The 12,078-nt window shown below is 44.3% G+C and carries 10 protein-coding genes; 5 read left to right on the top strand and 5 right to left on the bottom strand.

Going from position 1 to position 12,078, the window contains the following annotated elements; translation table 11 throughout:
• Positions 1-441: 441 nt before the first annotated feature.
• The 3 genes from FW759_RS06925 to FW759_RS06915 all read left to right on the top strand — a co-directional run bounded on the left by FW759_RS06925 (position 442) and on the right by FW759_RS06915 (position 2,911).
• Positions 442-1,080, top strand: coding sequence for a carbonic anhydrase (locus FW759_RS06925; RefSeq protein WP_062843684.1), 639 nt, complete (start codon positions 442-444; stop codon positions 1,078-1,080).
• Between the two features lie 160 nt (positions 1,081-1,240).
• The gene (gloA, locus tag FW759_RS06920) at positions 1,241-1,810 is read left to right on the top strand and encodes a lactoylglutathione lyase (protein ID WP_446442542.1); all 570 of its coding nucleotides are present in this window, start codon (positions 1,241-1,243) and stop codon (positions 1,808-1,810) included.
• 96 nt (positions 1,811-1,906) lie between these two features.
• A complete protein-coding gene (locus FW759_RS06915; RefSeq protein WP_446442541.1) occupies positions 1,907-2,911 on the top strand; it encodes a mechanosensitive ion channel family protein in 1,005 nt (334 codons plus the stop codon).
• 79 nt (positions 2,912-2,990) lie between these two features.
• On the opposite strand, the gene FW759_RS06910 is transcribed toward FW759_RS06915, so the two are convergent.
• The 3 genes from FW759_RS06910 to ribA form a co-directional block, all read right to left on the bottom strand.
• The gene (locus FW759_RS06910; protein WP_131393352.1) at positions 2,991-3,461 is read right to left on the bottom strand and encodes a cytochrome c; all 471 of its coding nucleotides are present in this window, start codon (positions 3,459-3,461) and stop codon (positions 2,991-2,993) included.
• Positions 3,462-3,863: 402 nt separating this feature from the next.
• The gene (hemF, locus tag FW759_RS06905; RefSeq protein WP_446442540.1) at positions 3,864-4,862 is read right to left on the bottom strand and encodes an oxygen-dependent coproporphyrinogen oxidase; all 999 of its coding nucleotides are present in this window, start codon (positions 4,860-4,862) and stop codon (positions 3,864-3,866) included.
• A gap of 11 nt (positions 4,863-4,873) precedes the next feature.
• On the bottom strand, positions 4,874-5,545 hold the full coding sequence (ribA, locus tag FW759_RS06900) for a GTP cyclohydrolase II (RefSeq protein ID WP_446442539.1): 672 nt from the start codon (positions 5,543-5,545) through the stop codon (positions 4,874-4,876).
• A 581-nt stretch (positions 5,546-6,126) separates the two neighbouring features.
• Between ribA and dxs the strand changes: the two genes are divergently transcribed.
• Both dxs and FW759_RS06890 read left to right on the top strand, forming a co-directional pair.
• Positions 6,127-8,202, top strand: a complete 2,076-nt coding sequence (dxs, locus tag FW759_RS06895; RefSeq protein WP_446442538.1) for a 1-deoxy-D-xylulose-5-phosphate synthase — start codon at positions 6,127-6,129, stop codon at positions 8,200-8,202.
• A 355-nt stretch (positions 8,203-8,557) separates the two neighbouring features.
• Positions 8,558-9,385, top strand: a complete 828-nt coding sequence (locus FW759_RS06890) for an inositol monophosphatase family protein (protein WP_062843690.1) — start codon at positions 8,558-8,560, stop codon at positions 9,383-9,385.
• Positions 9,386-9,447: 62 nt separating this feature from the next.
• On the opposite strand, the gene FW759_RS06885 is transcribed toward FW759_RS06890, so the two are convergent.
• A complete protein-coding gene (locus FW759_RS06885) occupies positions 9,448-10,875 on the bottom strand; it encodes a WS/DGAT/MGAT family O-acyltransferase (protein WP_446442537.1) in 1,428 nt (475 codons plus the stop codon).
• A gap of 172 nt (positions 10,876-11,047) precedes the next feature.
• A complete protein-coding gene (locus tag FW759_RS06880; RefSeq protein WP_446442536.1) occupies positions 11,048-11,869 on the bottom strand; it encodes a thiazole synthase in 822 nt (273 codons plus the stop codon).
• Positions 11,870-12,078: the final 209 nt, after the last annotated feature.

The raw sequence follows: 12,078 nt of genomic DNA, 5'->3' as shown, positions 1-12,078 counted from the left end.
GCGCTTTTAGTTTATAACGTTGTTGACACGTATTGATAGGTTAAAGCGCGTTATGGTATTTGTATCTCTTGCACGATTAGCGATTATTGTCAGCGTATAGCCAATCCTAAGGACAGTTTTAAAGACAATAAATGCAAATATGATAACGGTCCACTGGTATCAATTTTCCTTGCTTGCTGTGCGCTTCGCATTCAAGAGGCTCCGCAAAAGTGATACCAGTGACGCTGTATTTACTGCATAGTAGATCGATTATATAACGACATTAAAACAAAATTTTTTGTCATTTTTTGGCTTTTGATGCTATACAATTACTTGGTGGCTAAGCCATATAGTAAGCCTTTACGCTTTATTAAGTCGTATCATCAAGATACTAAGAGATAAATCTTAAAGCAAAATTAGAACCATACATTATTTTAATTGTCTGATAACAAAGGATTTCCCATGCCTAATGATAAACGCCCAAACACAGGTCAAGAAGCACTTGAGCTTTTAAAAGAAGGTAATGCACGTTACGTTGATAGCCTTAGCAGCACAGACGTTTTGATGCAGCGACGTCCAGAATTGGTCAAAGACCAAGACCCATTGGCTATTATTTTGGGTTGTTCGGATGCACGAGTGCCAGTTGAGATTGTATTTGACCAAGGTTTGGGTGATTTGTTTGTCATTCGGGTTGCGGGTAATATAGTAGCGCCTTCACAGATCGGCTCGATTGAATTTGCCGCCGAAAAATTCGGTACAAAGCTGGTTGTTGTATTGGGGCATTCACATTGTGGCGCAGTCACGGCTTGCGTAGATGCGCTTATCAACCCAGAACAAAACTACTCTCCTAACTTACAATCCATCGTCGATCGTATTCGCCCAAGCGTTTACAACTTGCACGAACTGGCGACTGCCAATGGCCAAGATGTTGATGCCGATGAGTTGGTTGATCGCTCTATTCGTGCCAATGTCCGCATGTCAGTCAGTCAGCTCAAGCATGGTTCGCGAGCGCTAGAGGATTTAACCAACAGTGGTCAATTGCTTGTCGTTGGTGCAGAGTATGACTTAGAGACAGGAAAAGTAAGATTCTTAGACAGCTAATATTCCCGTTATACTAGCGCTATCAAATGTATTTTCTTACAAAACCCCCTCAATCTTTTGTCTATTTTTTATTATGATGACAGGGTCAAGCGAGTCGTGACGTACATGGCTCGCTCGTTTTTCACCTTTATATTCTGTAAAAACTAGGATAATGACCATTATGTCTACTTCAGTGACCGACAATAATAATCAAACAAACATTGCACAGCCTGAGAGCAGTATCAAGGCCGACGGCGTCCAAGCTATCTCTGCTCAAACCACGGGCTTTACGTTCAATCACACCATGCTACGAGTCAAAGACCCTGCAAAATCCTTAGCGTTTTATACGGGTGTGCTCGGTATGACGTTGCTTGCCCTAAAAAAATTCCCTGAGATGGGATTTGATTTATATTTTTTGGCCAAGCTTACGGAGAGCGAGCGAGAAAACTTACCGACAGGCGATAATTTAGAAATTTTTGCCTTCCGTCAGCGCGGTATTTTAGAATTGACCCATAATTATGGTACCGAAACCCAAGCGGACTTTAGCTATCATGATGGCAATCAAGACCCACAAGGTTTTGGTCATATCTGCTTTAGCGTGCCCAATCTAGAAGAAGCCGTGGCTTGGTTTGACAAAAATGACGTCGAGTTTAAAAAGCGTCCAGAAGATGGCAAGATGAAAGGCATTGCCTTTATCAAAGACGTTGATGGCTACTGGATTGAGATCGTGCAAGCCGAATTGATGCGTTAAAATAAAAACAGACTGAGCCATGCTGTTGATGGCAATTTTATAGAGTCAGTAAGTACAAAGTAAACGAACCAAGCAAATCGAGGGAGTAACGTTGATATGCCTACCTCTGAGGCAGAAACAGCAGCCAATGTTTCGACAGCAGTCGAAACCGTACCACCTGAGGCGCTGACATATCACAGCATCATCAATTCAGCAAATGAGATAGTGGTTGGCTTTCTTGAACGTATTCCTTATTTTGTAGCATCAATCGTCGTTATCCTGATTTTTTGGTTTTTATCGATTATCTTTAAAAAAGTGGTGCAAAAAGTCTTAGGCAGTCGCATTCACCATCAAAACTTGGTGAAGGTGTTTCAGCGTGTAGGCGGCGCCCTGATTATCTTTGTGGGTGTGATGATTGCTATGGTAATTGCGGTACCAGGATTCACTCCTGCCAAGTTAATTGGCGCACTTGGTATTGGCTCAGTGGCGATTGGTTTTGCCTTTAAAGATATTTTTCAGAACTTATTGTCAGGTATCTTGCTACTTATCTCAGAGCCGTTTCGTATCGGCGATCAGATTGTGTCGGGAGAATACGAAGGGACCGTTGAGGACATCAAAATTCGCGCTACAACCATCCGGACTTATGATGGGCGGCAAGTGGTGATTCCCAATTCTGATTTGTACACGTCAGCATTGACCGTCAATACCGCGTATAAGCAGCGCCGTTTACAAGTCGCGGTTGGCATTGGCTACGAAGATGATATCGAGGCGGCAAAAGCGGAGATCATACAAGCACTTAATAAGGCTGATAGTGTCTCGAAAAAAGCAGAGCCGAGTGTAATAGCAACTGGTTTTGGTGATTCCACGATTGATTTGATGGTGCGCTGGTTTATCGAAGATGGTACGCAAGCCAATAAAGTGGCCTCCATTCACGAGGTCATTGTTGAGATTAAGACAGCCCTAGATACCGCAGGGGTGAACATACCATTCCCTATTAGAACGATTGATTTGAGTGATCCATCAGTGACAGCCATTGTCAAAAAAATCAATGACGAACGTGCCATCAATCATGAGCAAAATACGAAGAGTGATCAAGGTGCGAATGAATCTGCACTAGATTGAATTGTTTGGTACAAAATAGAATGACAAAAACCGCTGCATTATATGATGGAGCGGTTTTTTAGTGCTCGTAAAGGAGTATTTAGTTGGCTTTGGCTCGAAACTCTGTATGACAAGATTTACAGCTTGCACCCACTTCACCGAAAGCAGGGGCGACATCATCAACACTGGTCGCTGTCTGTGCAGCAGCACTTAGCTCCGCCGTGACCTTTTGGAAGTTGTCAGATTCAGCACTAAAGCCATCGGCATTAGACCAGACTGCTTCAGTCGCATTACCCGCAGCGTCTTGGTTTTCAAAGTGACTCCAAGGTGTTGAGGAATCTTCTGCCAAAAAAGCGGCTTGTTCTTTGAATACAGCAGCGTCAAATGTATCAGGTGCTTTCACCATATCACCCATGACACCCATCGCATCACCCCAGCTTTTCATACTGTCTTGACGGGTTTTTACGTCAGTATCGGTTGGGCTGCTACAAGCGGTGAGACCTAGGGCAGCTGTCATCAATGTAATACTAATAACAGACTTCAATGATTTGTTGGTATAAACCTGTGTCATATAAATTACTCCTTTAAGCATGACTGATAATAGGCGGGCTATAAAGTGCTGGCCTCATGTCAAAATATTATTATAAAAATGCTATTTAAACCTAATCTAGAAGCGCCGTCACTCCTACATCATTTTTCGAGAAAATATAGGCCATTGTAACCATTATTGACGCAACAATAGTTAAGATAGTTGTTATATCCTCGTAAAATTTACACCAGTGATAGGGTCATTAGGGTTAATTTAAGTTGACTATATTCGAGGTTGTTGAAGCGACTATCATTATTGAAACGATGATACAAAGACCCGCTATAAAAAAGGCCAGCAATAATAGCTGACCTTATATATTTTAAAAATACTGATGTTGATGATGGTTATGCAAAGTAACTTTTACCCTTCAGAGAGCGATGCTAGCTATGGTGTTAACCAATCACGCGGTTTTAGATAGTAATCGGTTAATTCAAACTCAGGGGTGCCCTCGGCAGGTTCTAGACGATAATGCCAGCTGGCGAGAGGCGGCATACTGACAAGTATGGACTCAATACGACCATTGCTTTGCAGTCCGAATAAGGTACCACGATCGTAGACGAGGTTATATTCGACATAACGTCCACGACGATAAAGCTGAAACTCACGCTGCTCATCGGTATAAGGGGTGTTTTTACGCTGCTCAAAAATCGGTAGGATGCCATCAAGATAGCCATTACCAACGGCTTGCATAAAATTAAAGCAAGTCTCAAAGTCCCAGCCGCGGCTGTCAGTATTGACATCATCATAGAACAAACCACCGATGCCACGCTGCTCATCGCGATGGCGCAAATGAAAATACTCATCGCACCACTGTTTAAAATCTGCATAGACATTGTCACCAAAAGGCGCGCAAAGATCATGACAGACTTGATGCCAATGGACGCAGTCTTCGAGCACCGGATAAAACGGCGTCAAATCAAACCCACCACCAAACCACCATATCGGCTCTTCACCCGCAGCTTCTGCGACAAACAGTCGTACATTGGCATGACTGGTAGGGACATTTGGGTTGGTGGGATGAACCACCAATGAGACGCCCATGGCCTGTGCTTTACGACCAGCAATATGAGGATGACGAGCAGTAGCGGAAGCAGGTAAGTTGTGCACATGGATATGACTGAACATGACGCCCGCTTTTTCAATAACTTTGCCACCTGCTAATACGCTTGATCGCCCACCGCCTCCCTCAGGGCGCTCCCAATCATCAGGGACAAAGGTTGCATTGCCGCCGCCCGCACGCTCTTGCGCTTCTAACGCTTGGCAAATACGGGCTTGCAAATCGACTAAAAATTCACGCACGCGCACGATATCATCATTGGTGGGTGTCGTCGCGTCATCTGCTGCTGGCAGATTTTGCTTATTATTTAAAGTTGGCATACTCATAACATCTCTGCCTATTTATTAAGGTGTAGGGCGGTATTGAAGTCTTTATCTAGCAAATGTCCCATGCGGTCGCGCTTGGTTGCTAGGTAATCAGCGTTCATATCATTTACCCCAACCAATAAGGGCACGCGTTCCACAACATTAATACCATGTTCAGTCAGATATGCCACTTTGTCTGGATTGTTGGTAATGAGTCTGACCGCATCTACACCCACATGTGCCAGCATAGGTCCACACATATCATAGATACGCGCATCCGCGGGCAAGCCCAACATGAGATTGGCATCTAACGTATCATGGCCTTGATCTTGAAGGGCGTAAGCACGAATTTTATTGGTCAGACCAATACCGCGGCCCTCTTGACGCAAATATAGAATAGCCCCGCAGCCCGTCTCTTGTATTGCTTGCATGGCAGTATTGAGCTGTGGTCCACAGTCGCATTTTAAGGAGCTAAAAGCATCCCCAGTCAGGCACTCTGAATGAATGCGAATCAACGGAAGCGGTCGCTCTACTGGTGTGTCATCTTGACGCACGTCTAGGATATGATCTTGGTTTTGGTCGACCGCAAACAAGCCAACGGTCAGCATCACATGCTCTTGACCATCATCGTTTTCAAAGATATGAATATCAAACTCGCCATGACGAGTCGGTAGTTTGGCGCTAGTAATAAATTGATATGACATTAATGTCCTACATAATCCGATAATCGTGTCGGTAAAGGGTATGTTATCACCACATTAAAATAGCCATGTGATCCGAGACATCTTATTTCAAAGACACATTATTATAGTTATTAAGGTTAATAGTATAACCTGTTCGTAGAGACAGCGTGCTGATTGTCTTTGTGATGAAAACACACAAAGTTCACAAACGACGCACGATGATTAAAGCGACAATTAAAAAAAAATGCTATTATGCCATACTATTTTGACGGATACAGTGACAAGTCTTTGTCCTTACATTACTATGTCGTCACTTACATCCGATATTGATGCCGATGAATTCAGGCATAATATCAACCATCGGCGTTGAAGTATCATAGCTATGATTCATTACTGTCCACTATGACAGTGTATTTATGTTAAAAAAGCACAGATAGCACCCTAGTATTTGTAGGCACGTTGAAAGAGGCACGTTCCACGTTGTCCAAATAATTATATAGTCAATTACATCAATAATGATGTAGATATTATTGACGTCGCTTAGTCCGCATTATGCACTAAGACAGCGTCTTATCAGCAGATTGGTAGGTATCGTACGGTTTATGCAGCAGTCACCTTCTTCCCCACAGTCTCATTCCGTATCTGCGTCAGCGTTTGATTCTGCTGCCCAGCTGTCGAATTTACAGCAAACTTATACTGTTATTCCGCGCGTGCGTCCTGAAACGCCTCTGCTTGATGGTATTGCTACACCCTCGGATCTTAATGATTTTACAACGGCTCAATTGATCACGTTGGCTGATGAGCTGCGTCTGTTTTTGTTGTATTCAGCAGGACAAAGCGGCGGGCACTTTGGTGCCAATTTAGGGGTGGTTGAGCTGACCATTGCCTTGCACTATTTATTAGACGCACCAAAAGACCAGATCGTTTGGGATGTGGGACATCAAGCTTATGCGCATAAAGTATTAACGGGACGCCGTGAGCAGATTGGTACTATTCGCTCAAAAGATGGCTTGACTGCCTTTCCTGAGCGAGCAGAATCCGCTTATGATACTTTTGGGGTTGGTCATTCATCGACATCAATATCAGCGGGTTTGGGTATGAGTCTGGCGCTGCGTTATCAAGGCCTGACGCAGACCGTTGCTTGTATTATTGGTGATGGTGCAATGACGGGCGGGATGGCATTTGAGGCCATGAACGACGCGGTACAGCAAGACGCTGATCTTTTAGTTATCTTGAATGACAACGATATGTCGATATCGTGCTCTATTGGCGGTTTTTCACGGCACTTAGCGATGCTTTGGGAGTCGGGTTATCAGGTAGATATCTCTGACGCAGGCGAGCCTATTTTATGTCGTCGCCCTGATATGCAAACGTTCGATCGTCGCAAACGTCATAAAGAGATGCGCGATGTGCCGCAGCTAGAAGACAACTTATTCAAAGCAATTGGTTTTACGTATTTCGGCCCTTTTGATGGTCATGATATCCCTGAATTGCTGCGCGTATTATCGATTGCCAAGCAGCTAAAAGGTCCCGTTTTAATCCATATCTATACGACTAAAGGAAAAGGGTTTGCGCCTGCTGAGTTGGATCCAGTCGGTTATCATGCGATCAGTAAGTTGCCTGTGGAAACTGAGAACGATGCACAGAACAAGGCGACAGAAGCTTCAGACATAACAGCCGCTTCAACAGTAACAACGAAACCTGCTTTGAAATACTCGCAAGTATTTGGACAGTTTTTATGTGATAAAGCAGTTACAGATGACAAATTGCTAGCCATCACGCCTGCTATGGAAGAAGGCTCTGGCATGATCGATTTTGCGCGTCGTTTTCCAGAGCGCTTTTTTGATGTGGCGATTGCTGAGCAGCATGCCGTCACGCTGGCAGCTGGCATGGCAACGCAAGGCGTCAAGCCTATCGTAGCGATTTACTCGACGTTTTTGCAGCGCGGGTATGATCAGCTGATTCATGACGTAGCACTACAAGATTTAGATGTGATGTTTGCCATCGATCGTGCAGGCTTGGTTGGCGAAGATGGGGCAACCCATGCAGGGGTATTTGACTTAGCGTTTTTACGCTGTGTGCCTAACATGCTGATTGCAGCGCCAAAAGATGAAAATGAATGCTACCATTTGCTCAACACCTGCTATGAATACCAAGGCTGCACAGCGGTACGTTATCCTCGCGGTACGGGTACAGGAGCCGCTATTACTCAGCCAGCACAAATGTACAACATCGGTGAGGCCGTAGTAGAGTCGATTCTTGGTAATGATACTGCACCCAAAAAACTGGCGTTATTGGCGTTTGGTACGACAGTGGCAACCGCTCAACAAGCCGCCCAAAACCTTATCAGCGAGGATGCATCAGCAGATTGTCAGGTGCAAATCGTTAATATGCGATGGGTAAAACCTTTGGATTCGGCATTGCTAGAGGCCTTATTGGCGCAAGGGGTGACTCATATTGCGACATTGGAAGAACATGTGATTATGGGCGGCGCAGGTAGTGCTGTGATTGAGTATTTGCTCAATGAGTCGCCTGCTTTTAAACGCCATCATCCAATCATTTGCAATATTGGTATTCCTGATCGCTTTATTGCCCATGGTTCGCCAGCAGAGCAGCTTGCTGACTGCGGTTTGGATGTTGATGGTGTGGTTAAACAACTCAAGCAGCTATTGTCGTAAACCATGTTTTTAAGATTTGCCATGCGTATTAAAAGCGTGGGTTTTAATAGAAAAAAGCTCGATAGAGCGAACGCCTACTAGCCGTAGGTGCTGACTTTTTTACAACTTGGGCAGTATGTGATGACCATCGAATTATCGGTTGGTTTGATGCGTATGGTGGTTTTTTCGTTTTTATCGGACAATTTTAGTATAATGCGATGATTCTTTTAAGAAGAGCGTTTTAAAAGGCTCTTTTTTAATCGCATGAATACAGTGTGTGTTAGGTACGATGTGATGCAACGGCTCATTGGCATGTTGTGGACACAGATTTGGTCTTATCGTTTTTATATTCATTCATCAAGCAAATAGGTTATTTATGGAACCCATGGTCGTCATCGCAGCACGTACTGCTGAAAAAGTTGGTAAAGAAATTTTATATGCGCATCAAAACCGTCATAAAATTGAATTGGATATTGAGTCTAAAGGACTGGATGGTTTGGTCACGCGTATTGATCGTTTTAGCGAAGAGCTGACGATTGAAACCCTAAAAGCCAGCTACCCAAATCATTCATTTTTGGGTGAAGAGTTCGGTATGCAAGAAGGTCGCGGCGAAGATGCGGACTGGTGCTGGATTATCGATCCATTAGATGGCACCAAAAACTTCGTCCATGGTGTGCCGCAGTTTTGTGTGTCTATCGCAGTACAGCATAAAGGTGTCACGCAACATGGTGTTGTCTATGACCCAGTTCGTGATGAGATGTTCTCTGCGAGCCGTGGTAAAGGTGCTCGTCTGAACCAGCGTCGCATCAGTGTGAGCGAACGCAAAACCATCGACGGTGGCTTATTTACGACTGGTCACCCTCTTGAACGTAAGCGTAATGGTGAAGTAATCTCTTATGCAAAACAGCACTTTGAGAGCCTACAAAAAGTCTCTGAAGCGGGCGGTCAAATTCGTCGTTTAGGTTCAGCGGCGCTTGATTTGTGCTATGTGGCTGCTGGTCGCTTCGATGGTTATTTTGAGATGTCTATCAAGCCTTGGGATATCGCAGCGGGCGAGCTTATCGTAACAGAAGCACGCGGTGTGGTGGTCGATCATACTGGCGCACACAACTCTATGACCTCAGGCTCTATCTTTGCTTGTAATGTCAAATTGTTGAAACCATTGATGCAGACGGTCGTTCCTTCGTGGGGCGATGCATTATAAGTACGAGTGTTTAAAAACGCTGGTATGTGAGTAAAAGCACAACCCCTAAAAAGCTGGTTCCATTATGGAGCCAGCTTTTTTGTTTTTCTGGTGCATTTATCTTCAACCGTGATCCCTTGAAACTCAAGCTCTTTACTCATCGTCTCTAACAGCGTCAACTCGTTTTCTATAAGCGCTAGCATATCTTGTACGTGCGGCAAGGCTTTGCTGCAAGCGGTAATGCAAAACTCAATCTTATCCAAATAACTGGCTAAGGTAATGTTCATTGCTTGACCATTGAAGACGATAGACGCAGGGTATAAGGACTGTAGGCGCGCCCCATTCCAGTACAGAGGTTTTTCAGAACCGGGAACGTTGGAGATGATAAGGTTGAAGGCTTGCTTTTTAGGGAACAGCCCCGTTGCCACGTTAATCCCTTCCCAAGCATAAGCAATCACACTGTAGTTGATAACTTGCGCCTGATTCATACGGCGAAACCGGCGTTTGCCATTATTCATACTGCGATGAATAAGCTCGATCCTACGGAGTGGGTTATCCAAATGGGTGCCTAAGTTTGCCAATACAAACGACAACTGATTGCCTGCAATACTGTTGTCAGTACGCAGCGACATGGGCACAAAGGCAATTAAAGGTTTGCTTGGCAGCGAATCCATGGCTATCAAATACTGACGAATGGCACCAGCACAAACGGCCAGTACGACATCGTTTTTACTGATTTTTAATCTTTCAGCAATAGCGTTGAAGCGCTGTATGTCATAAGACTGTGCAGCAATTCGCCGTGAGGCTGAAATTCGCGTATTCAACACACTCATTGGGGCATCAAAAGTGCCGACATAACCATCGTCGCCATAATTTTTAAAATTGTCGAGCAATTCGGTAAAGACAGGTTTGATGGTAGAGATTTGCTCTTTGATGATGCGCCGTACAGATCGCTTGGCAGGCAGCATAGCATTGACCTGATTGCGATGGCGCGTCATCAATGACCACACGGGCAGCGTAACTGGCTCATCTGGCGATTGCGAGAGAGATCGTTGTACCAGCCGCATGGCTGCTATGCCATCGACCAGTGAGTGATGAATCTTAAAATATAATGCAAACCGCTCAGGGCTGTGCTCGTTTTCTGGTTGAATGCCTTCGATGATGTGACATTCCCATAGCGGCATCGCACGATCTAGCAGACGACCATGCTCTCTTGAAATGTACATCAGCAGCTCGCGAATACGACCAGGACTTGGCAGAGCAACATGATGAAAATGATGCTCGACATCAAAGTTTTTGTCTTTTTTCCAAAAAATCAGATGCTCTAAAACCTGATTAAAAGGAAAGCTTGGCGGTACATCGGATTCTTGCATTTGTTTGACTAACTGATAAACAAAATCGCTGTCCGCCGCTTCTGGTTTTTCAAATAAGAATAAACCACCGACATGCATGGGCTGTTTACGCGACTCAATAAGTAAAAATAACTGATCAACTGCGGTGAGAAGTCGCATAATAAATCCTTTTATGATGATAAGTTGAATAAGAAGTCATCATTGATAAATCTCCATTAATCAATTCTCAAATGGTTATTAAAAAGAGCGTATTGATATAAATAAGTCTTATACCGTTTCTTTATTATTATTTTATAATTGCTCTTTTCTCTAGAAAAATAGAGGTATCAATCTATTGAAAAAAGTAGCCAGTCTGCGGTGAGCTGGCTGTTGCCATCTTGCGCATAGGCATACGACCAGCCAAAAAGGCGGCACGCCCTGCCCATATGGCGTGTTTCATAGCATGAGCCATCATCACTGGATTTTGCGCATTGGCAATGGCCGAATTCATCAATACGCCATCACAACCCAGCTCCATTGCCAGCGCTGCATCAGACGCAGTACCCACGCCTGCATCAACCAATACGGGTACTTTGGCATTTTCAATAATTAAGCTGAGCGTGTGACGATTGAGCAGACCCAAACCTGAGCCAATCAAGCTACCAAGCGGCATAATAGCAACGCAGCCCATGCTCTCTAATTCTTGGGCAACGATAGGGTCATCTGAGGTATACACCATGACTTCAAACCCATCATCAATCAATACTTTGGCAGCTTTTAGGGTTTCGGTTACATTGGGATAGAGGGTTTTTTCATCACCCAACACTTCAAGCTTGACCAAATTGTGTCCACCCAATAGCTCGCGCGCAAGCTTACAAGTACGAATCGCTGTCTCTGCATCAAAGCAGCCAGCTGTGTTGGGTAAAATGGTGTATTTGTCAGGCGAAATCACGTCAAGCAAATTAGGCTCATTGCTGTTTTGTCCAATATTGGTACGACGAATCGCGACTGTCACAATCTCCGCTCCTGAAGCAGTAATAGCGTCACCCGTTTCAGTCATGTCTTTATATTTGCCCGTACCTACCAACAGCCTAGAAGAGAAGGTGCGACTGCCTACGGTAAAAGTATCTTGTAAAAGAGGTGTCGGTTGGATAATGCTAGCGTTCTCTGACATAACGAAAAATCCTAATAGCGGGCGGGCAAGGTAAAAGGCAAACAATATGCCATCTAAATGTGATAAAAATGCGTGCTGTGGCTAATCATAACGTACTGTTAGGAAAAGGACTACCTGTACCTATGCATGCCACTTCTTTGTATCAAATTCAAATGGCATTGACGGTGATTTTTTTGTGAATATGCTAAAAATAAACGGAAAACGATGGG

Source organism: Psychrobacter sp. 1176_08, from assembly GCF_052850615.1.
The sequence above is the reverse complement of the archived record's forward strand: the minus strand, read 5'-3'. Positions and strand labels throughout refer to the sequence as shown.